The sequence below is a fragment of the Streptococcus sanguinis genome, assembly GCF_026781265.1.
In the GTDB taxonomy this organism is placed as follows: Bacteria; Bacillota; Bacilli; order Lactobacillales; family Streptococcaceae; genus Streptococcus; species Streptococcus sanguinis_T.
On record NZ_JAKUVC010000012.1, the window covers coordinates 1 to 21,766 of the forward strand.

General features: G+C 42.9%; 18 protein-coding genes. All 18 read left to right on the plus strand.

The features are described from left to right. Positions 1-278 precede the first annotated feature (278 nt). The 18 genes from MK370_RS10715 (at position 279) to hisD (ending at position 21,755) form a co-directional block, all read left to right on the plus strand. Complete coding sequence (locus MK370_RS10715; protein WP_268685234.1) at positions 279-1,178, plus strand: ABC transporter ATP-binding protein; 900 nt, start codon at positions 279-281, stop codon at positions 1,176-1,178. Beyond that, a complete protein-coding gene (locus MK370_RS10720; protein ID WP_268685235.1) occupies positions 1,168-1,908 on the plus strand; it encodes an ABC transporter permease in 741 nt (246 codons plus the stop codon). The genes MK370_RS10715 and MK370_RS10720 overlap by 11 nt, the downstream gene beginning before the upstream one ends. Then, complete coding sequence (locus MK370_RS10725; RefSeq protein WP_268685236.1) at positions 1,901-2,482, plus strand: ABC transporter permease; 582 nt, start codon at positions 1,901-1,903, stop codon at positions 2,480-2,482. The genes MK370_RS10720 and MK370_RS10725 overlap by 8 nt, the downstream gene beginning before the upstream one ends. Positions 2,483-2,642: 160 nt before the next feature. Beyond that, positions 2,643-4,229: an ATP-binding cassette domain-containing protein gene (locus MK370_RS10730; protein ID WP_268685237.1), complete on the plus strand. Its 1,587-nt coding sequence runs from the start codon at positions 2,643-2,645 to the stop codon at positions 4,227-4,229. Positions 4,230-4,314: 85 nt separating this feature from the next. Next, a complete protein-coding gene (locus MK370_RS10735; RefSeq protein WP_002913405.1) occupies positions 4,315-5,193 on the plus strand; it encodes an aminoglycoside phosphotransferase family protein in 879 nt (292 codons plus the stop codon). A 233-nt stretch (positions 5,194-5,426) separates the two neighbouring features. Beyond that, on the plus strand, positions 5,427-7,199 hold the full coding sequence (locus MK370_RS10740) for a glycoside hydrolase family 13 protein (protein WP_268685238.1): 1,773 nt from the start codon (positions 5,427-5,429) through the stop codon (positions 7,197-7,199). Between the two features lie 103 nt (positions 7,200-7,302). Beyond that, positions 7,303-7,539: an AbrB family transcriptional regulator gene (locus tag MK370_RS10745; RefSeq protein ID WP_002930894.1), complete on the plus strand. Its 237-nt coding sequence runs from the start codon at positions 7,303-7,305 to the stop codon at positions 7,537-7,539. Beyond that, positions 7,536-7,946: a type II toxin-antitoxin system death-on-curing family toxin gene (locus tag MK370_RS10750; protein ID WP_268685239.1), complete on the plus strand. Its 411-nt coding sequence runs from the start codon at positions 7,536-7,538 to the stop codon at positions 7,944-7,946. The genes MK370_RS10745 and MK370_RS10750 overlap by 4 nt, the downstream gene beginning before the upstream one ends. A gap of 29 nt (positions 7,947-7,975) precedes the next feature. Continuing rightward, a complete protein-coding gene (locus MK370_RS10755) occupies positions 7,976-8,518 on the plus strand; it encodes a ClbS/DfsB family four-helix bundle protein (RefSeq protein ID WP_268685240.1) in 543 nt (180 codons plus the stop codon). A gap of 34 nt (positions 8,519-8,552) precedes the next feature. Beyond that, positions 8,553-9,398 (plus strand): DUF4300 family protein, encoded by an 846-nt coding sequence (locus MK370_RS10760; RefSeq protein ID WP_268685241.1) that lies wholly within the window; start codon positions 8,553-8,555, stop codon positions 9,396-9,398. Positions 9,399-9,444: 46 nt separating this feature from the next. Continuing rightward, a complete protein-coding gene (locus MK370_RS10765) occupies positions 9,445-9,756 on the plus strand; it encodes a hypothetical protein (protein WP_268685242.1) in 312 nt (103 codons plus the stop codon). A gap of 200 nt (positions 9,757-9,956) precedes the next feature. After that, a complete protein-coding gene (gene rexB, locus MK370_RS10770; RefSeq protein ID WP_268685243.1) occupies positions 9,957-13,238 on the plus strand; it encodes an ATP-dependent nuclease subunit B in 3,282 nt (1,093 codons plus the stop codon). Continuing rightward, complete coding sequence (gene addA, locus MK370_RS10775; protein ID WP_268685244.1) at positions 13,235-16,909, plus strand: helicase-exonuclease AddAB subunit AddA; 3,675 nt, start codon at positions 13,235-13,237, stop codon at positions 16,907-16,909. Before rexB ends, addA begins: the two co-directional genes overlap by 4 nt. Before the next feature lie 33 nt (positions 16,910-16,942). Then, on the plus strand, positions 16,943-17,248 hold the full coding sequence (locus MK370_RS10780; RefSeq protein ID WP_268685245.1) for a DUF4298 domain-containing protein: 306 nt from the start codon (positions 16,943-16,945) through the stop codon (positions 17,246-17,248). Positions 17,249-17,721: 473 nt separating this feature from the next. Continuing rightward, positions 17,722-18,780, plus strand: a complete 1,059-nt coding sequence (gene hisC / locus MK370_RS10785) for a histidinol-phosphate transaminase (protein ID WP_268685246.1) — start codon at positions 17,722-17,724, stop codon at positions 18,778-18,780. A gap of 55 nt (positions 18,781-18,835) precedes the next feature. After that, positions 18,836-19,825, plus strand: coding sequence for an ATP phosphoribosyltransferase regulatory subunit (locus MK370_RS10790; RefSeq protein ID WP_268685247.1), 990 nt, complete (start codon positions 18,836-18,838; stop codon positions 19,823-19,825). Then, positions 19,822-20,466 (plus strand): ATP phosphoribosyltransferase, encoded by a 645-nt coding sequence (hisG, locus tag MK370_RS10795; protein WP_268685248.1) that lies wholly within the window; start codon positions 19,822-19,824, stop codon positions 20,464-20,466. The genes MK370_RS10790 and hisG overlap by 4 nt, the downstream gene beginning before the upstream one ends. Continuing rightward, entirely contained in the window at positions 20,463-21,755 is a 1,293-nt protein-coding gene (gene hisD / locus MK370_RS10800) for a histidinol dehydrogenase (protein ID WP_268685249.1), read from the plus strand. Before hisG ends, hisD begins: the two co-directional genes overlap by 4 nt. Positions 21,756-21,766 lie beyond the last annotated feature (11 nt).

Here is a 21,766-nt window from a genome sequence, read left to right on the forward strand (position 1 = left end):
TCATAGTATAGGAAGATAACGTCAGCACATGTTGAGGCGGTATCACTGCTTGTACGAGCTGAGGTATCAGCGAAGTAGAAGTAGATGCTCCGCCCATGGGATAGGACTCGTAGAATGAGGAGGGAAACCGACGAAATGATACGGTAAGTCCGAACTGCTGACTATATAGGTTTGCTGGTGAAAAACTAGGAATATTTAAGCGAAAGTAATTCAAAAATCCTTGTTTTTAAATTTTTGACAGTTCAAAGTATTAGTAATTGAAATAGGTTAATGCGAGTATGAATGAAATTATTATAAGCAATCTAAAGAAAAATTTTCGTGGTAAAGTTGTATTGGACATTCCTAGCTTTGGATCGCATTCAGGAGAGATTGTTTCTATAGTGGGCACCAATGGTGCAGGTAAATCAACTTTCATAAAAATTATCTCTGGCTTAATGTTACAAGACGCAGGAGATGTATTTGTTTTTGGCAGTAAGAATACTTCGAAAGATATTCATAACAATGTTAAGCTCGTACTAGAAAGCGGTAGAGGCTACTATGAATATCTGACGGCAAATCAAAATATTGATTACTTTTTACATTTGAATAAAAGTTCGCGTGGTCAGGTTAAGGATGAATTGGAGGATTTATTTAATAAACTAGCTTTCCATCCCTATGTTGATGTATTGGTGTCCGAATTGTCACAAGGAACGAGACAAAAATTGTCTTTGATTATTGCATTACTTTGTAAGCCAAAAGTATTGTGTTTAGATGAGCCAACCAATGGTCTGGATGTCATTGCCAAAAAGCAGTTTGCGAAATTATTACTAACTCTCAGTCAAGAAAAAGGAACCATTGTTCTCATGACGACTCATGATATCTATTTTGCAAAAGAAATATCAACAAGAATTTGTATCATGAGTAGAGGCGAAATAATACAGCAAGGTAGTTTCTCAGAAATATTTGGGAAAAATACTAGGTGGATTAAATATAGAATTGGTATTTCTGTTTCTGAAAAAGATTCTTTTGAGAGACTGTTTCCTGATTTATCTTATCAAGTAGAAAACGAAAGGTTGATTGTTGAAGTAAAAGATAGTCAGGTGAAAAATAATATCTTTAATAATTTTGAGATGATATTTTTTGAAGAAGTTGAGGAAAGTATCGAAGAAATATTGTATGAGGTTATCAATGATGATTAAAGAAATAAGAAGGGAGTTAAAGAGACAGCTGCAAGAGATGATGCAGTTTAAATTTAATTTATTTTTTTCAAATTTTGGAATTTTGATAATGGTTTCAGCTTATCTTCAATACTTTAAAGATACACAAAGTAAATTTTTATTGTTATGTTTGTTATTTACTTGGTATTTTACGAGTCATAGTATTACGCATCCAACTTTTTTTATTGAGGATGACCTTTATGACAGAACTTTGATTAGTGTAATCCAGAGTAGTAAGAGTGTTTTTCATGTTTTAATTTTTAAAATTATTGTTCAGATATTGGTGGATCTAGTTAAAGCTATACCTATATTTATCGTTTTATCCACGTTAAATGATATTGATTTTCCGGATAGTATCTTAAAGTTAGTTGCTAGTCTCGCTGCATGTATGCTAACTATTATTAGCATTTATGGTTTGGGCTTTTGCCTATCAAGCCTCTGCTTCATTTTTAATCGTACTTCTAGCATTACATCCTTAATTTCTTATTTCATGCTGTATTTTACTGGCATACTAACACCGCTAGGTGGTTTATTTGGCTTTATAGGAAAGCTTTTCCCTTACTATGCCTTGAGAAATTTTATTATTTCTCCGTCCTACCAGAGTGTTTTTTTAATTATAGTATATTGTGCAGTCTATTGGTCAGCTGGAACTTTCCTATTTTTCACTTTATTGAACATTGCTAAAAAAAGAGGGAGCCTTTTCCATGTTTAGTGAATTAAGAAGATATTTCAATTATAGAGTTCGATACACGTTTGATAGTATTTGCGAAGTGATTTATTCCATGATTTTTATTACAGGAATCATTATTATTTTCAATAGTGATAAACCGATAAATCTACTCTATTTTTTTATTTATTATTCTATAACTAATGTGATATTGCTTGCTAATGAGGAGTTGGAATTTGAAATTCGCACTAATCAATATACAAATATCAAAACAACTCGACGGACACCAATGATGATTTATATTGCTAGATCAACAACTTATTTTATTTGGTCAACACTCATTTTTTTGATTTCAATCATTCTATCGCATCTGTTTTTTAATGGAAAATTTTTTATGCCTTCATTACATTTAGTGGATTTGGTTTTGATGTCAATACTTAATTATGCTGTATTTTTTATCTTATATACCATGGCAATTAAGTTAACAGAACGCTTTAAACGAGTATCCGTCTTATTGAATTTATTTAATACCATAATGCTATTTTATTCTGGACTAGTATTTCCAGCTCCCTTTGTTAGCTATGCAGATGTATTGGATATATTTTTGAATAAAAAGTAATTGATATGCTTCGAACTTCTTATTCAGTTCTTTTTTCGAAATATTATAAAGTAGCCTTACGTTTAATGGTTTAATTCAAATATTCAGGCTCTTATTACATCCCCGTTTAGATAAAAACGACCGTCTAAGTTGGTAAATAACTTCAGGAGGTTTATAGGCTATGCTTAGATCTTATGTGACTAAAAAGTATTTATTCTTCTATTTTCTGGCGATTATGATTACTTGGCTGGAGGCTGTTATTACACCAGCTTTGATCCAGTATATTGTCTCTAGTTTTACCAATCACCAGTTGCATTTGCTGTGGCAGGTCTTGATTTGGGGGATTATGGGGAATTTGTTTCTCTTGCTGGGTTTGGCAGGGAAACGCTATTACTATGCACGAGTGCTGACGGACTTCAAGTCGGGGATTAAGCAGGCTATCTTTCAGACTTTCTTATATAGCCGTCGGATAGCGGATGAAGAGGTTTTGTCCGACCTGGAAAATGATGTGAAACAGCTAGAAGATAACTATATTGAGCCGACTGTCATTATCATTTCTTCTTTGGGATTTACAACTGTCTCCATCTGTTATGCCCTCTGGACTAATTTTTTTCTAGGCTTGCTCTTTATCATTTTTTATTCGATACCTGTCCTTTGTAGTAGCATAGGTTCCAAACGTCTGGATGCGATTGCTAAGCAGAAGTCCCTAGCTAACCAAGGCTACGTCTCTCAAGTGACCAATATGATTGCTGGCGCTCGTCCGATACGGTATTATCTGGGACAAAGCATGTTTTACAAACTTTTTTCCAAAGATTTGCACAAGGCTTTAGAGCAAGAAATCGCCTATGAAAAGCAACGGACCTTAAATAGTCTTTTTATCAATGGCATTGATGCTTTTTGTTCGGTTGCGCCGATTGTCATTGGTGGTTTCATGACCTATTATAATTACCTATCTGCAGCCAGCTTTGTTGGGATTTACCTAGTATCGCACAATATCGGCTACCAATTTCAGGAGTTATCTTACTTTATCAATACTAGAAAATCAGCCAAGTTTCTCTGTGATAAATATCAAAAACTGCTGGGAGAGGAGTTGACAATGCCTTCAGTTTTTGAAGGTCCCGTCTTTCCTATCCAGCTAGAGCAAGTCAGCGTAGAGCGTGATGGTCAAGAAATCCTAGCCCCTTGCGATCTTACCATTGAGGAAGGGGAAAAGATCGCCATTATCGGAGAAAGCGGGTCTGGGAAAACAACCTTACTGAACCTCATCTATGGAGAAATCAAGCCGAGTCAAGGTCGGATTCGCTACCATGGACAAGAGCTAAGCTCGGATCAACTCTATCAGGCAGGAGCCTACATTCTCCAGTCCAGTCATATCTTTGATGGATTGACACTAGAGGAAAATATCGCTCTGGGGCAAGAACTGGATTCCAGAATGATGGAAGAGATTCTGCAGCAAACCGGTTTGAAAGCTATTGAAGGCAAAACACCCAGCAACCAAACCCTGTCAGGCGGTGAGAAGCAGCGGCTAGAAATTGCTCGCGCGCTCTATCACAATCGTCAATTTATCCTGGCTGACGAGGTCAAAGCCAATCTGGACATTAAAAACCAAGAGAAAATTAGTCAGCTTCTATTCTCTCTCCCACAAGCACTCGTAGAAGTGATTCATCACTACAGCGAAGAGGACTTGAAGCACTATGATAAGGTGATAGAATTGGAGAGATCTGAAAATATCGGTACAAAAATGTCAAACGAAGATTATACTGAATAATTTAAAAAGCTTAAAAATAAAGCAATTTTCTTGAATTAGAGTTTGACTACATAATAGTGTTGTAAAGTTAATCGAGGAGTTATTGATGGATTTTATTAGTAAGATAGCCATAAATAAAGGATGGTCAGATGATAAAAAATATTGTGTTACAGACCAGAACAATCAAAAATATTTATTGCGTGTTTCTGATAAAGAGAAGTTTGATTCTAAGAAAATTGAATTTGATATAATGGAGAAAATTGCTTCTCTTGAAATTCGTATGTGTAAACCGATTAAATTTGAACTCTGCGGTGACGAAGTGCATTCTATACACGAGTGGATAGACGGAAAAGATGCAATAGATACCATTTTAACTTATTCAGAAAAACAACAATACATTTACGGGATAGAAGCAGGAAGAATGCTTAGAAAGATTCATACAATTCCTGCTACAGAAGTTTGTGAAGACTGGGAAATCTTTTTTAATCGAAAAATTGATGATAAAATCTCCAAATACAAAGAATGTCCCGTGCAATATGAAAGTGGTCAACTCTTTATTGATTTTTTGGATAAAAACCGTGAACTGCTAAAGAACAGACCCCAAGTTTTCCAACATGGAGATTATCATATTGGGAATTTCATGATTGGAGAAGATCGAGAGATTTATGTGATTGACTTTGATCGTTTTGATGTTGGAGATCCTTGGGAGGAGTTCAATCGTATTGTGTGGTCAGCTCAAGTATCTCCCGCTTTCGCATCTGGTATGATAGATGGATATTTTGATGAAAAAGTTCCAAATTTATTTTGGAAACTTCTTGCCGTTTACATTCTAAGTAATCTAGTTGGTGCTCTTCCATGGGCTGTTCCTTATGGAGAAGAGGAAATATCAGTAATGCAAAATCAAGCTAAGGAAATTTTAGAATGGTATGATGATATGAACCGATTAGTCCCAAGTTGGTATATGAACAAGAATAATACTGAATAAGCGTTGGAATATCAATTTGGAAAAAGAATAGAATTAAATGAAATCTCAAGATAGAAACTAATATTAAGCCTTGTCCTCAAGGCTTTTTAATATTCTCTGCTATCCCTTTTATTCCCAAACTTGAACAATAGCTTGCAATCATTTTTTTAAAATAGTATACTAGGGCTAAGCTATGGAATCGTTTGCATAGAATTACGATGAGTTTAAAAAGTGAAATCTAGGAGATGAAAAGTATGGAATTAACAGCCATTTATCATAGACCGGAGTCGGAGTATGCCTATCTTTATAAAGAAGGTCAAGTTCATATCAGAATTAGGACTAAGAAAGAGGATATAGAGAAAATCGTTTTGCACTATGGCGATCCCTTTATTTTTCTTGAGGATTCTTATGAAGATGTGAAAGAGATGGTCAAAGTGACCTCTGATGCCTTATTTGACTATTGGCAAGTAGCTGTCTCTGTGCGCTTTGCTCGGATTCAGTATTTGTTTGAGCTTAAGGATAAAGAAGGTCAAAGCGTCTTGTATGGAGATAAAGGTTTCACTGACAATAGTCCAGAAAACCTTGCTTTAGAGGGCAACAGATTTAAACTCCCTTATATTCACGAAATTGATGGCTGCCAGGTTCCTGACTGGGTTTCAAAAACGGTCTGGTATCAGATTTTCCCAGAACGATTTGCCAACGGAAATACTGAACTTACACCAGAAGGAGCTCTAGATTGGGAGCCGTCTATCAGACCTAAAAGTACGGATTTCTTTGGTGGGGATTTACAGGGGATTATTGAGCATCTGGATTATTTGCAAGACCTAGGGATTACAGGGCTCTATCTCTGTCCCATCTTTGAATCTCCAAGTAATCACAAGTACAATACGACGGATTACTTTGAAATTGATCGACACTTTGGGGACAAGGAGACTTTCCGTCAACTGGTGGAGCAAGCTCATCTGCGTGGCATGAAGGTCATGCTGGATGCAGTTTTCAATCATATGGGCGATCAATCCGCTCAATGGCAGGATGTTCTCAAGCATGGTGAAAATTCAGCTTACAAAGACTGGTTCCACATTCAAAAGTTCCCAGTGACGAATGACAAGCTTGTGAATCCCAAAGAACTGCCTTATCATACCTTTGCCTTTGCCAACTATATGCCTAAGTTAAACACGGCTAACCCTGAGGTGAAAGACTATCTCTTAAGTGTTGCGACCTATTGGATTGAACATTTTGATATTGATGCTTGGAGATTGGACGTGGCCAATGAGGTTGATCATCAATTCTGGCGAGATTTTCGTAAGGCTGTTTTGGCCAAAAAGCCTGATCTTTATATTCTTGGAGAGGTTTGGCATACCTCCCAGCCTTGGTTAAATGGCGATGAGTTTCACGCAGTCATGAACTATCCTCTATCGGATAGTATCAAGGACTACTTTTTGAGCAGGAGCAAGAAGACCAGTCAATTCATAGCTGAGATTGACTGCCAGTCCATGTACTACAAGCAGCAGATTTCTGAGGTCATGTTTAATCTCTTGGATTCGCATGATATAGAGCGCATCTTGGCGACTGCCAAAGGTGATATCCAGCTTGTCAAATCCGCACTCGCCTTTCTCTTTTTACAAAGGGGAACGCCTTGTATCTATTATGGGACGGAGCTAGAATTGGGTGGAGGTATGGACCCGGATTGTAGACGGGTTATGCCTTGGGACCGGGTTTCTAGTAGCAATGACATGCTCAATTTTATGAAGAACTTGATTCAGCTTCGCAAAGATGTTGCAGGCATTATTCAGTATGGAAAATTTATCCTAGAAGAAATCGAACCTGATGTACTGGCTTTAGAATGGCAACATGATCATCAAGCAATCAGAGCCATTTTTAATCAGTCGAATGAGAATTATCTTTTAGACAGAGATTCAGCTGATTTGGTGAGTCATTGCCAAACTGATGACGAGAAACTTGTCATCTTACCAAAGAGATTTGTAGTTTACTGTGATGAGTCTTGCATTCGAGATGTGTTTAGCTAATATCTTAGTACCATGTTGTATTCTAAGTAAGATAAGTCGAAAGATTATTCTATTTTGTAATTACTGTAATTATCTGTTATAATATCCCTAAGGAGGAAGCAAGATGGCAGTAAAAACTAGAAAACAAGGGAATTCTATAACAATAACGATTCCAAGTGAATTTAATATTCCGAGTGGCGTGCATTACGATGCTAAATTGTTACCGAGTGGCGAAATTGTCTTTACTCCAGAAAAGACTGAAAATCAGGTTACTTTTATTTCTGACGAATCTTTTGAATTGGATTTAGATAATATTTTTGATGAATACGATGATATTTTTAAAGCTTTGGTGGAAAAATGACAGTCTATTTAACAGAAATTCAAATTGAAAAGATTAATACTTTAGTTATTCAGCGCTATTCTCCAAAAGAACAAATCAAGACGATTAGTCCATCAGCACTAAATATGATTGTGAACTTACCTGAACAATTTGTTTTTGGGAAACCTCTTTATCCATCGATTTTTGATAAGGCAACAATTTTATTTGTTCAATTGATAAAAAAACATGTTTTTGCTAGTGCTAATAAACAAACGGCTTTTTATGTTTTAGTAAAATTTTTACGATTAAACGGTTATCATTTTGCTGTTACGCTTGAAGAAGCGGTTGAAATGTGTGTAAGAATAAAGGTTGCATCACTGTCTGAGCAAAATTTAAAAAGCTACTCAAAATGGGTTTCTGAACATTCGTTTCGTAATGATAACGATTAAGCTTTAACTATGCAAAGGAGTGCAATCTTATGCCTAGACCGAAAACTAAAGAAGATTTGCTGCTAGCTGCTAAGGAAAACTATTGGAAACTACAAACTCTCATTTCCAAATTGTCTAATCAAGAGTTAAATACGCCCTTTGATTTTTCTCGGGATGAAAAGAAGAAAGAGGCACATTGGAGACGAGATAAAAATGTAAGAGATGTTTTGATTCACCTCTACGAATGGCATCAGCTCTTGTTGAATTGGGTGCATTCTAATCAAAAAGGGCAAGAGCGGCCCTTTCTTCCTGCTCCCTATAACTGGAAGACTTATAGAGAGTTGAATCTGGAATTTTGGAAGAAGCATCAAAAGACTTCTCTTGAAGAGGCAACTGAGATCTTTCATCAGTCCCATCAAGATGTTTTGGACTTGGCAGACACATTTACAAACGAAGAATTATTTTCAAAAAAAGTCTATAAATGGGTCGGAGGGACTGTACTAGGTTCCTATTTTGTAAGTGCTACTTCCAGCCATTATGACTGGGCCATGAAGAAATTGAAAGCTCATCAGAAAAATTGTAAATTAAAGTAATTAATTGAATATGAGTAGTGGAGAAGAAAAAAATATGAAAAAATATAGTAAAATAATCATGTCCTGCGCCTGCCTAGCTTTGGCTTTTGGGCTAGCAGCATGCGATAGTTCCCGGAAAAATAATCAAACAAGTCAAACTACATCGACTTATTCAAATCTAAACAGTAAAAAGAGTGTCGAAGAAGTCAAGAATTTGTTGGCTGCCGACTTGGATAAAGACAGTGTCGATAACTTTGTCAATCTAGTCAATGACTACAATGGACTTGTTGGTTCTACTGGATTAACGGGCGATTTCACTAAGTTTACCAAAACTGAATATGACGTAGAAAAAATCAATCCTCTTTGGCAGGCAAAGAAAGGCGATTTTATCGGGACAAATTGCCGGATTAATACTTACACTTTGTTGAAAAATAGCATCGACATCCCTCAAATAGAAAAAGATGACGAACTCTTGTTCATAGATAATGACTCGATTGACAAGGGGAAGCTCTTTGATGCCAAGGAGAAGGAAGATTTTAATATCCTATTTTCAAGAGTCAAGACTGAAGCGACTCAAGATGTAAAAGTCCACGCTAAGAAGATGGAGGAATACTTCAAGCAGTTCAAGTTTAGTGAAAAAGCAAGGATGCTTTCAGTCATTGTCCACGACAATCTTGACGGTGATTCTCTCTTTGTAGGTCATGTCGGCGTCTTGGTCCCAGATAAAGACGGATATTTATTTATCGAAAAGCTGACCTTTGAAGAGCCTTATCAGGCAATTAAATTTGCCAGCAAGGAAGATGTCTACAAATACTTGCAGACAAAATATAAGGACTACACAGGGGAAGGACTGGCCAAGCCCTTTATCATGGACAATGATAAGTGGGTAGAGGGTAAATAGTGTGCTTCAGTTAGCATTAAGAAAATAGAACTGGGAGATTAAGCGTATGGAATTAAAAGATTTTACAGAAAAGGAACAGGAGCAGATTAATCAAGGGCTCAGCACTGCAGAAATTTCCGATAAGGAAGCTGCCAAAAAGATTCTGGCACTTGTGCCCCAGGAATGGATTAAGAGGATTCCTTTCTTCGTGAGAGGGCATGCGACGACCAAGACGGTTGAGCGAGTTGCTAAGCAATATCCTGAGCTGTACGCTGTCGCCAAGCAGCAAGGCGAACTTCCTGACAAGGAAAGAGAAGAATTGCGCGTGATTATGACAAGCATTTTTGAAGAAAAGATGAATAAGCATAGGATTAAATGAGTTCTTACTTTGAAAGAAGTAAGAGCCTTTAGGAAGTCACTGGAGGCAGTGGCTTTTTCATTTGTTTATGGACATGAAGAGGATGTCAATAAACTCCTCTTGATGGCTGAGTACTAATTGGGCTTTGGGACTATCCTTCATGAGAATTATCGGTAAAAATGGTATAATGTTCCTATATTTTCTAGAGGTAAAGGCAGGCTATGAAATTACTTTATACAGATATTCGCCATTCTTTGACCAAGGTTTTGGTGGCTGAGGCTGAGAGCTTGGTGGCGGCTGGTAAGCGAGTCTTTTATATTGCGCCTAATTCGCTTTCTTTTGAGAAGGAGCGGGCGGTTTTGGAGTGCCTGGAAACTCAGGCTTCCTTTGCCATTACGGTGACGCGCTTTGCCCAGATGGCGCGGTATTTTGTCCTTAATGATGTTCGGCAAGGGCAGAGTTTGGACGATATTGGTCTAGGAATGCTGATTTATCGGACCTTGACAGAGTTAGATGATGGAGAGCTTAAGGTCTATGGCAGGATTAAGGAGGATCCACAGTTTATCCAGCAGCTGATGGATCTATACCATGAACTGCAGACGGCTCAGATGTCCTTTGCAGATTTGGAATTTCTTGAGGAGCCTGAGAAACGGGAGGATCTGGTCAAGATTTTTATAACGGTGACTGCTGCTCTGAATAAGGGCGATTTTGATTCGTCTTCTCAGATTGCTGCTTTTGCCCAGCATATTCTGTCAGGTGATACAGATGAGGAATTGGAGAATTTGGCTCTGGTCATTGATGGATTTACTCGTTTTTCTGCAGAAGAGGAATATCTGGTCAGTCTCCTGCATCGAAAAGGTGTGGAGATTGTCATCGGGACCTATGCCAGCCAAAAAGCCTATCGAGCAGCCTTTCGTGAGGGCAATCTCTATCAGGCCAGCGTGGATTTTCTGCGAAAACTGGCCGAGGACTATCAGGTCAAGCCTGACTATATCCCTTATGCGGAAGCAGAAGATGCCTTTGGACGGATTTCTAAGGTCTTGGAGAGTCGTTATGACTTTTCAGAGCCAGCTGTTGAAGTTAGTGAGATAGACCACTCGCAGCTTCAGATTTGGGCTACTATGAACCAGAAAGAAGAGCTGGAGTATGTAGCTAAGTCCATCCGGCAGCGGGTTCATGATGGTGTGCGCTATAAGGATATTCGTCTGCTCTTGGGAGATGTGGAAGCCTACCAGCTTCAGCTCAAGACCATTTTTGATCAGTATCAGATTCCCTACTATCTGGGGCGGAGCGAGTCGATGGCTCAGCATCCGCTGGTCCAGTTTGTCGAGTCCTTGGAGCGGCTCAAGCGCTATAATTTCCAACTGGAAGACCTGCTCAATCTCTTAAAGACGGGTCTCTACGGCGATTTGACTCAGGAGGAGCTGGATCATTTTGAGCAATATCTGCGCTTTGCGGATATCAAGGGAGCCGGCAAGCTAGCCAATGATTTCACGGCCAATAGCCAAGGGAAATTTGACCTAGACCGTCTCAATCATATTCGCCGCCGGGTTATGACTCCGCTACAAGACTTTTTCAAATCCCGTAGCCAGACGGCGTCTGGTCTCTTAGCTAAGTTTACAGAATTTGTCCAAGCAGCTCGTTTGTCGGATAATTTGACAGCTCTGCTACAGGGAGCAAGTCAGCAGGAGCAGGAGCGTCATGAGGAAGTATGGAAGGCTTTCAGCCACGTCTTAGAGCAGTTTTCTCAAGTCTTTGCAGACAGTAAGGTCAAACTGGACGACTTTTTGGCCTTGGTCTTATCAGGCATGCTGTTGTCCAACTATCGGACGGTGCCAGCGACAGTAGATGTGGTCAAGGTCCAGTCTTATGACCTGATAGAGCCTTTAGCAGCTCCTTACGTCTATGCGATTGGACTGACCCAGGAGCGTTTCCCGAAAATCGCGCAAAACAAGAGTTTGCTCAGTGATGAAGATAGGGCTCGGCTCAATGATGCAACGGATTCTCAGGCGGAACTCCAGATTGCCAGCTCAGAAAATCTCAAGAAGAATCGCTATACAGCCCTGTCGCTGATGAATTCTGCGACCAAAGAGCTTGTCTTGTCTGCGCCAGCCTTGGTCAATGAAGTAGAGGACAGCATGTCGACCTATCTGCTGGAATTGACTGCAGCACCGATTTCCTTGCCTATCATTGTCAAAAAGCCTCAGGCTTCCAGTGACGATATTGGCAGCTACCGAGCTCTACTTTCTCAAATTATCGAGCTCCACCAAGAGGAGATTGACCGAGAGTGGACAGCAGAGGAGCAGACTTTTTGGGCGGTAGCTGTGCGGGTTCTGCGCAAGAAGTTAGCTGAAGAAGGCATCAGCATTCCTCAAATCAGTAAGGAACTGAAAACGGAGTCTCTGCGGCTGGAAACTCTGCAAGCTCTCTACCCTCAGGAGGAGTCTCTCCGACTTTCAGCCTCTGCTCTCAACGAATATTTCCGGCATCAGTATGCTTATTTTCTCAAGTATGTCCTGCGCCTGCAGGAAGAGTGGACCATTCATCCCGATGCTCGCAGTCATGGGATTTTCCTCCATCGGATCTTTGAAAAGGTCCTGCAAGATGATTCGTCAGTTGATTTTGACCGGCGTTTAGCGCGGGCTATGGAAGAGACCAGCCGAGAGGCTGAGTTTGAGAGCGTCTACAGTGAGTCAGGCCAGACCCGTTTTGCCCGCCAGCTCTTGCTAGATACGGCGAGGGCGACCGGCCGTGTGCTGGCTCATCCAAGCGGGATTGAGACCATTGGTGAGGAGACTGGCTTTGGGTCAGCTTCTAAGCCTTTCCTGACCTTGGAAAATGGCAGAGCAGTGACCGTGAGCGGTAAGGTGGACCGGATTGATCGTCTGACCAAGACCGAGAGTCTGGGAGTGGTGGACTATAAGTCTGGCGATATTAAGTTCAGCTTTGAAAAGTTCTTTAATGGGCTTAATTCTCAGCTGCCGACCTATCTGGCAGCGATTGAGGAGTTAGCAGACTATAAAGAGGATAAGGGAACTTTTGGCGCCATGTATTTGCAGATGACAGATCCGATTGTGGCGCTTAAAGATACCAAGACCTTGGCGGATGCAGTCAATCAGTCTATGAAGCCACTCCAGTACAAGGGACTTTTTGTGGCAGATGCTGTCAAGGAGCTTGGTCCGCTCTATGAAAAAAATAAGACCAACTTGCTAAGTCAGGAAGACTTGGACTTGCTTCTGGCCTACAATGCTTATCTCTACAAAAAAGCTGCAGAAGGCATTTTATCAGGTCATTTTGCAGTCAATCCTTATACAGAGAATGGGCGAAGCATTGCTCCTTATGTAGAGCAGTTTAAGGCCATTACTGGCTTTGAAGCCAATCTCCATCTGGGACAGGCACGTCAGCTGGAAAAGCTGGATACAAGCAAGTTTGATAGGCGGCCGACTGGTGAGAAGTTACGCCAGGCCTGGCTAGAAAAGATGAGGGAGGAGATGGAAAAATGAAGAGAATTCCTTTTTTAACTGCAGAAGAGATTGCTCTTAAGCAAGCCCAAGAAGCTGCTTCGGACAAGCCACAGAAAAAGACGGCAGAGCAGATTGAGGCCATCTACTCCTCTGGCCAGAATATTCTGGTCTCCGCTTCGGCCGGCTCGGGTAAGACTTTTGTCATGGTCCAGCGGATTATTGACCAGATTCTTAGAGGTGTTGCTGTCAGCCAGCTCTTTATTTCGACCTTCACCGTCAAGGCGGCAGGAGAGCTCAAAGAGAGGCTGGAGAAAGAACTGGGTCAGGCCTTGAAAGAGGCTGAAAGTCCTGAACTCAAGCAACATCTAGCTCAGCAATTAGCTGACCTGCCCAATGCCGATATTGGTACTATGGACGCCTTTACCCAGAAAGTGCTTAGTCGCTATGGTTACCTGCTTGGTTTGGCACCGAATTTTCGGATTCTCCAGTCTGCCAGTGAGCAGCTGATTCTGCAAAATGAAGTTTTCAGCCAAGTGTTTGACCGTTACTATGACAGCGATCGTCAGGCTTTGTTTAGCCGTTTGGTTAAGAATTTTACTGGTAAGCGCAAGGATTTATCAGGCTTCCGGGATCAAGTTTATCGGATTTACAGCTTTTTGCAATCAACCAGCAGTCCTCAGCGTTGGCTGGAAGAAACCTTCCTCTATGGTTATGAGCACAGTGACTTTGCAGCAGAGAGAGAGCGGATATTTGGTCAAATCAAATCAGCCCTTTGGGAGTTGGAAGCTTTCTTTTCTGCCCATCTGGAGCATGAAGGAAGAGAATTTGCAGGTGCTAAATATCAGGAAAATGTCCAAGACGTTCTGACCGCCTTGGCAGGCCTGAATGAACTGTCCTCAATAGACGAAACCGCTCAGATTCTCAAACAGATTGTGTCACTTTCCCAACTGTCCAATGGCCAGGCCTTTACAGCTCGGGTTGGCAAGAATGCGGACGAGTTAAAAAAAGAGATAGCCAAGGACTACAATGAGGCCAGGAAGCCTATGATTGAGAGGCTGCGCAGCTTTGACCAGCAGCTTTATCAACTGGACTTTATCGAGCAGCACCAGGATGAGTGCCTGCCTCTGGTTGAGCTTCTGCGGGATTTTGTGGCGGACTTTGCACAGGCTTACTTGGAGCGTAAGAAAGCAGAAAATGCCTTTGAATTTGGTGACATCAGCCATTTTGCTATTGAGATTTTAGAGACATTCCCAGAGGTGCGTCGCTTTTATCAGGAACGCTACCACGAGGTCATGGTGGATGAGTATCAGGATACCAACCATACGCAGGAGCGCATGCTGGACTTGCTTTCCAGAGGGCAAAATCGCTTTATGGTAGGTGATATCAAGCAGTCTATCTACCGTTTCCGTCAAGCTGATCCACAGATTTTTAGCGATAAATTTAAGGCTTATCAAGAGGATAGCAGTCAGGGCAAGCTGATTGTCCTCAAGGAAAATTTCCGTAGTCATCTTGAGGTACTGGAAGCGACCAATGATGTTTTCAAACGCCTGATGGATGAAGAAGTCGGGGAAATTGACTACAATGAAACTCACTATCTGGTGGCTGGCAATCCAGCCAAACGTGAGCCTAATCCAGCTAACCGCGCTTCCTTCTTAATTTATGAAGGCTCCAAGGAGAGTCCGGAAGAGGAGGCTGATGAAGACTTGCCACAGGCAGTATCAGCTGGGGAAGTGGACCTAGTCATCAAGGAAATCATCCGCCTGCACAATGAGGAAGGAGTGGCTTTTAAAGATATTACGCTGCTGACAGCATCCAGAACCCGCAATGATTTGATTTTAGCTGCCTTTGAGCAGCACCAGATTCCGCTGGTACCAGATGACGGCGCAGCAAACTATCTGCAGTCAGTAGAGGTATTGGTCATGCTGGATACCCTGCGGACCATCAATAATCCGCTGAATGACTATGCCCTGACTGCCCTTCTCAAGTCTCCCATGTTTGACTTTGGTGAGGACGAGCTGGCTCGGCTGTCCCTGCAGGCCAGTCAAGAACGTTCTCAGGAAAATCTTTATGAAAAGCTGGTTAATGCCCTTGAAGATAGAGGTTTGAACCCTACTTTAGTCACCCAGGAACTGCAGAAAAAGCTGCAGCATTTCCATGATACCCTGCAAGGCTGGCGGACTTATTCCAAGACGCACTCCCTGTATGATTTGATTTGGAAGATTTACCAGGATCGTTTCTACTATGACATGGTGGGAACTCTGGCCAATGGTGCCCAGAGACAGGCCAATCTCTATGCCCTCTCTTTGCGGGCCAATGAGTATGAAAAGTCCAGCTTTAAAGGTCTCTCTCGCTTTATCGGAATGATAGACCGTATCTTGGAAAATCAGCATGATCTAGCCAGTGTGCCAGTGGCGGCACCTAAGGACGCCGTTCGTCTCATGACCATTCATAAGAGTAAGGGGCTGGAGTTCAAGTATGTCTTCCTGCTCAATATGGACAAGGCCTTCAACCGTCAGGATAGCAGCTCTGCGATTATCCTCAGCCGGACCAAGGGACTTGGCATCAAGTATGTAGCGGATGTATCGGTGTCTGTGGAAGATCCTTATGCGCCGAATCAGCTGCGCATTTCCATGGATACGCTACCTTATCAGCAGAATCTAGTGGAGCTGCAGTTGGCTAGTCTGTCTGAGCAGATGCGCTTGCTTTATGTTGCCATGACGCGGGCTGAAACCAAGCTCTATCTGGTCGGCAAGGGCAGTCAAGAGGCCTTGGATAAGCGTCAGTGGGGCAAGAGCCAACAAGGGCGTTTGTCTGCCAGTCTGCGTAGCCAACTCAACAATTTCCAAGACTGGCTCTATGCTATTCAGGCTGTTTTTTCCGATGAGAATCTCGCCTACGAGATCCGTTTTGTCACTGATGAGGAGCTAACTGCTGAAGAGATAGGTCGAATTAATGAGCCTGTGCTCTTTCCAGCAGATGATTTGGCAGATAATCGTCAGACGGATGACATCCGTCGGGCTCTGGATATTTTAGAAAGCGTGGATCGACTGAATAGCCAGTATCGCTCTGCTATTGAGTTACCTAGTGTACGAACTCCAAGCCAGATTAAGAAGTTTTATGAGCCAATCATGGATACAGATGGTCTGGATATCATGGATGAGCGAGCATCTTTTCGGCCGCAGCCCAGCTTTGAGTTGCCTGATTTTGGCAAGAAAGCCAAGGTGACCGGGGCTCAAGTCGGCAGTGCCGTCCATGAGCTTATGCAGCGGATTCCTTTGGATAGCAGGCCCAGCATGGCTGTACTTCGTTCTGCCTTAGCTCAGGTTCAGGCCGATGAAGCAGTCAAAAAGCAGATTCAGTTGCCTAAGATTGCATCTTTCTTCGAGACAGATTTGGGACGTCTCTTAATTGAGAACAGCGACAGAGTTCGTCGAGAAGCACCATTTGCCATGCTCAAGAGGGATGACGCTAGTGGTCAGGAATTTGTTTTGCGGGGGATTTTGGATGGTTACCTACTCTTTGAGGATCGGATTATCCTCTTTGATTACAAGACGGATAAATATAAGGATTCATCTGAGTTGATTGCTCGCTACCATGGCCAGCTAGACTTATATGCTCAAGCTCTCAGCTGCTCTTACGGCATTTCGCAGATTGAAAAATATTTGATTCTGCTGGGCGGGGAGCAGCTGCAGGTGCTTAAGGTTGACTGATTGGTTTATTAAATCCAGAAAGGAAGGAAGCCTGTGGAACAGTTAAAACGCATTCAAAAAATGGAAAAGCATCTGAATAAATATGCTCAAGTCCTAGCAGATGCTCAGAAAGCTCTAGATCAACTGGAGCGCTGCCAATCAGATTATATCCAGCTGAGGGACTACTATACTGGTCGGGAATTTTTTGATGATTTAGAATTCTCGAATGGACCGGATTTCCCTGAAAATATAGCTTGCGGCGTCTTAAGTGAAGATGCTGTCTATGATCTGATGGGGGAACATTTTGAAACAGCAATTAATCTGTTGGATTTGTCTAGCTCTATGCTGAAAGAACGTTAATTTATTTAGAAAGGAAAAAAATAATTAATTTTTTTCAATTTTCCTCTTGCTTTTTAATAAAAATTCATGTAGAATATTCAACAATAAATTGAAAGCGATGAGAGAAAAAGTCTAAGACAAGAAACAGAGAATGCCTAATGGTGAGACGGCATGCAATCCTTAGACGACACATTCTTGAGTGCGGATGCGAAATCAGTCAGCAGTCTGAGACTAGTGTCCGACGGCTGATTGCCGTTATCAATCTGGAGTCTCGTACTCCCAGAGGGTCCTCAGGCGACTGAGGTCCGAATAAAGGTGGAACCGCGTGTCAACGTCCTTGCAAAGTTTTTTGCGAGGGCATTTTATTATATTTAAATTAGAAGTTTCCCCTATTTTCCTTTAGCAAAGCGGTAAATTTCGTTTTTCATTTATTAGAAGTTCTAAAAGATAATCGGAGTCAGATAATGGCTAGTGTGTGAAAGAGAGGTTGCAAGATGGTTAAGCTAAAAGGTCTCAGGCAGATTAATCCTTATGTAGCAGGGCAGCAGCCCAATGAGCCAGACATGATTAAGCTCAATACCAATGAAAATGCTTATGGGCCAAGTCCTAAGGTGGCAGAGGCCCTGCAGAACTTTGACGCCCAAGAGTTGCGCAAATATTCCAGTTTGGATCAGGCGGAGCTCTGTCAGGCTTTGGCGGCAAACTTGGGTGTATCACCCGACCAGCTCATTATTGGTAACGGCAGTGACGACATCTTGTCCATGGCTTTCCTGGCTTTCTTTAACAGCGGTGAGTCGGTCTTATTTCCTGATTTGACCTATGGTTTTTACAAGGTCTGGGCGGACCTCTACCACGTGCCTTTTCGAGAAATCCCTCTGACAGCTGATTTTGAGGTCCATCCCTCCGACTATTTTGGAGACAATGGCGGCATTATCCTAGCCAATCCCAATGCTCCGACGGGGATTTATCTGTCGCTGAATCAGTTGGAGGAAATTCTGGCGTCCAATCAGGATGTGGTCGTGGCGGTGGATGAGGCCTATATTCACTTTGGCGGTCAATCCGCTCTGCCTTTGCTAGATAACTATCCCAACCTCTTTATCACACGGACCTTTTCCAAGGATGCGGCCTTGGCTGGTCTGCGGGTAGGCTATGGCATCGGCCATCCAGACTTAATAGCTGTCATGAAAGCTGTTAAGGACTCCATCAATCCTTACTCAGTGGATATGTTAGCAGAGCGCTTGGCTCTTGCGGCAGTGGAAGATTGGGATTATTATCGGGAAACCGGTAGAGCTATTCAAGAGACCCGAGATTGGTTTGCTGGGGAATTAGCTGCGCTGGATTTCCAAGTCCTGCCTAGTCAGACCAACTTTGTCCTAGCCCAGCCTACTAGAATCTGTGCAGCAGAGCTTTTCCAGCAGTTAGAAGAGCGTCGGATTTATGTGCGGTATTTTCCAAAGGCAGAACGAATCAAAGACTTTTTGCGTATCTCTATCGGACGGCGAGAGGAGATGGAAACAGTCTTGGCAGCTATCAAGGAAATTTGTAGCAGCTGAGAGTTTGACTCGGAGCCAGCCAATGTAAGAATAGAGTAAGAAAGGAAAGCAGCCTATGAATAAAATCACCCTTCCGATTGGCATGCATGACAAGCTTTTCAAGAGGGCGCGTGTGACCTACGAGATTGAGCGGGACATCAGTGATTTCCTGATGGCTCAGGGCTTCAATCGGATTGACACACCGACTTTGGAGCACTTCGAGGTCTTCAGTGACCATGTGGAGGCCCATCATTATCATCTTTTCGATAAAAAAGGCGAGCTATTGGTGCTGAGGCCAGATGTGACCAGCCAGATTGGTCGGGTGATTGCTTCGACTAGGGTGCATACGCCGACCAAGTTCTCCTATTCAGGTAAGGTTTTTCACTATCAAGAAGAGCTGCGTGGTCTTGCCAACGAGCTCAGTCAAGCAGGTATTGAGATTATCGGCTATCCAGCTCACGAGGCGGTGCTTGAGGCTATCAAGACAGCCAAGCAGTCGCTGGATTTGGCGCAGGTTAAGTCTTATCAGTTCGAGTTTTCCCATGCGGCAATCCTGCAGACCATTTTAGAGAGTCTGGCCCTGGATTCGCAGGAGGAGGCCCAGCTGCTAGATTATATTCGCAAGAAAAACAGGACGGGGATCTTTGAATTCACCCAGACCAGATCGAGTGAATTTGATGATTTTTTGCAGGAGCTGCCCTATTTGTTTGGTCCTAGCCAACAGGTTTTAGCTAGGGCTAGAGAGATAGTTGACAACGAGCGGATATTGATGGCTTTAGATGATGTGGAGCAAGTTTTGCAGAGCCTATCAGGCTTGCTGGATCAGACAACTATGGACTTGGGACAGGTGGCAGCCATGCCTTACTATACCGGCCTGACCTTCAAGGTCTTTGGCGACCGAGTACCAGATGCCTTTCTATCTGGTGGGCGCTATGACCAGCTTTTCAAGCGCTTCGGGGCAGCAGAGCTGACAGCTATCGGCTGGTCCCTAGATATTGACAGTGTCTATCAGGCTATTCATGATGACCTGCCTGACGAGGGCGGAAAGGAAGGTGATGGCAGATGAGTCAGATTACCATTGCCCTGACCAAGGGGCGGATTGAGGAAGATACAGTCAAGCTCTTGACCCAGGCTGGCTTTGATATGTCCTTCATGGCAGACAAGGGGCGCAGCTTGATTTTTGAAAGTCCAGACAGTCGCTTTCGCTTTCTTTTGGTCAAAGGGCCTGACGTGACGACCTATGTGCGCCACGGAGTTGCTGATCTGGGCATTGTCGGCAAGGACATTCTATTTGAGCATCCAACTGGCTATCTGGAGCTGCTGGATCTGAACTTTGGCCTTTGTAAATTCTCACTGGCCTCGGTGCCCAGCTATGACCCTCATGATCACAAGCGCAAGCGGATTGCGACCAAGTACCCAACGGTAGCGACTGATTATTTTAATCAAAAAGGGGAAGATGTGGAGATCATCTCCATTCAAGGTAGCGTGGAGATCTCACCGGTCCTGGGCTTGGCGGATGCCATTGTTGATATTGTGGAGACGGGGCATACTCTGTCAGCTAACGGCCTGCTGGTTTTTGAAGACATTTGTCGGGTGTCAGCCCGGCTCATTGCTAATCAGGCTTCCCTGAAAAATAACCCGGATATCATGACTTTTGTGGCAAAGATTGAATCCTTAGTAGGAAGAAGAGAGGTGGCTTTTAAATGACAATTATCAAGCGTTTAAGCGGAAGTAACGAAGAAATTTCACGGATTTTATACGAAGAGCAGCTGCAGCTCAGCCAACAAAACTTAGATGTGGAAGAAGCGGTGGCTGAGATTATTGAAACGGTCAAACAGGACGGTGACCAAGCTTTAAAAGACTATACCATGCTCTTTGACAAGGTTGAGGTGACAGATTTTGAGATTGGGCAGGAGCTGATTGATCAGGCTTTTGAGGAGATTGATCCAGAGGTCTTGACCGCCCTGAAAAATGCCCAAGCTAATATCGAATCCTACCACCGCCAGCAGTTGGAGACTGGTTTTGAGGATAGTCCGAGTGAGGGTATTATCCGTGGTCAGTTGATTCGGCCGATTGAGCGGGTCGGAACCTATGTACCTGGCGGCACCGCAGCCTATCCGTCCTCCGTCCTCATGAATGTTATCCCAGCCAAGATTGCTGGTGTCAAAGAAAACATCATGATTACACCACCCCAGGAGCACTTTACTCCAGCGATTTTGGTTGCAGCCAAGCTGGCTGGTGTGGATCGGATTTTCCAAATTGGCGGAGCCCAAGGTATAGCAGCTTTAGCCTACGGTACTGAGACCATTCCCAAGGTAGATAAGATAACGGGACCAGGAAATATCTTTGTGGCTACAGCCAAGAAGATGGTTTATGGTGTCGTGGGAATTGACATGATTGCTGGTCCTTCGGAGATTGGAGTCATTGCGGATAGTTCAGCCAGTCCAGTCTATGTGGCGGCCGACCTCCTGTCGCAAGCTGAGCACGACAAGTTGGCTCGGGCTATTCTGGTGACCGACTCGGAGGAGTTGGCGGACCAAGTCGAAGCAGAGCTGGACAGACAGCTGAAAGAGCTGCCGCGAGAGGAAATCGCGCGTGCTTCGATTAAGAACAACGGCCGCATTATCCTTGCGCCTTCTAAGGAAGCCATGTTTGAGCTTATGAATCAGGTGGCACCGGAGCATTTGGAAATTGCCATGGATGATGCTTACAGCTATCTGCATCAGGTTGAAAATGCCGGCTCAGTCTTTCTGGGGCATTATACCAGTGAGCCTATTGGTGACTACTATGCGGGTGCCAATCACGTTTTGCCGACCACCAGCACCAGTCGCTTTTCATCAGCTCTGGGAGTCTATGACTTTATCAAGCGCATCCAGTACACCCAGTACAGCCGTGCTGCTGTAGGAGCGGCTGACAAGGATATTACCAGTCTGGCCTATGCAGAAGGCCTGCAGGGACATGCCAAGGCCATCGAAGCCCGCAGACAGGAAAAATAGAAGGAGTTGCC

Excerpts from the sequence above, each read along its gene's own strand:
- MK370_RS10745 (WP_002930894.1), top strand. The coding sequence starts at position 7,303 with ATGGCAGTAAAAACTAGAAAACAAGGGAATTCTATAACAATAACGATT.
- MK370_RS10790 (WP_268685247.1), top strand. The coding sequence starts at position 18,836 with ATGAATAAAATCACCCTTCCGATTGGCATGCATGACAAGCTTTTCAAG.
- addA (WP_268685244.1), top strand. The coding sequence starts at position 13,235 with ATGAAGAGAATTCCTTTTTTAACTGCAGAAGAGATTGCTCTTAAGCAA.
- hisC (WP_268685246.1), top strand. The coding sequence starts at position 17,722 with ATGGTTAAGCTAAAAGGTCTCAGGCAGATTAATCCTTATGTAGCAGGG.
- MK370_RS10755 (WP_268685240.1), top strand. The coding sequence starts at position 7,976 with ATGCCTAGACCGAAAACTAAAGAAGATTTGCTGCTAGCTGCTAAGGAA.
- MK370_RS10740 (WP_268685238.1), top strand. The coding sequence starts at position 5,427 with ATGGAATTAACAGCCATTTATCATAGACCGGAGTCGGAGTATGCCTAT.
- MK370_RS10750 (WP_268685239.1), top strand. The coding sequence starts at position 7,536 with ATGACAGTCTATTTAACAGAAATTCAAATTGAAAAGATTAATACTTTA.
- MK370_RS10725 (WP_268685236.1), top strand. The coding sequence starts at position 1,901 with ATGTTTAGTGAATTAAGAAGATATTTCAATTATAGAGTTCGATACACG.
- MK370_RS10735 (WP_002913405.1), top strand. The coding sequence starts at position 4,315 with ATGGATTTTATTAGTAAGATAGCCATAAATAAAGGATGGTCAGATGAT.
- MK370_RS10720 (WP_268685235.1), top strand. The coding sequence starts at position 1,168 with ATGATGATTAAAGAAATAAGAAGGGAGTTAAAGAGACAGCTGCAAGAG.
- rexB (WP_268685243.1), top strand. The coding sequence starts at position 9,957 with ATGAAATTACTTTATACAGATATTCGCCATTCTTTGACCAAGGTTTTG.
- MK370_RS10760 (WP_268685241.1), top strand. The coding sequence starts at position 8,553 with ATGAAAAAATATAGTAAAATAATCATGTCCTGCGCCTGCCTAGCTTTG.
- MK370_RS10730 (WP_268685237.1), top strand. The coding sequence starts at position 2,643 with ATGCTTAGATCTTATGTGACTAAAAAGTATTTATTCTTCTATTTTCTG.
- MK370_RS10715 (WP_268685234.1), top strand. The coding sequence starts at position 279 with ATGAATGAAATTATTATAAGCAATCTAAAGAAAAATTTTCGTGGTAAA.
- MK370_RS10765 (WP_268685242.1), top strand. The coding sequence starts at position 9,445 with ATGGAATTAAAAGATTTTACAGAAAAGGAACAGGAGCAGATTAATCAA.
- hisG (WP_268685248.1), top strand. The coding sequence starts at position 19,822 with ATGAGTCAGATTACCATTGCCCTGACCAAGGGGCGGATTGAGGAAGAT.
- hisD (WP_268685249.1), top strand. The coding sequence starts at position 20,463 with ATGACAATTATCAAGCGTTTAAGCGGAAGTAACGAAGAAATTTCACGG.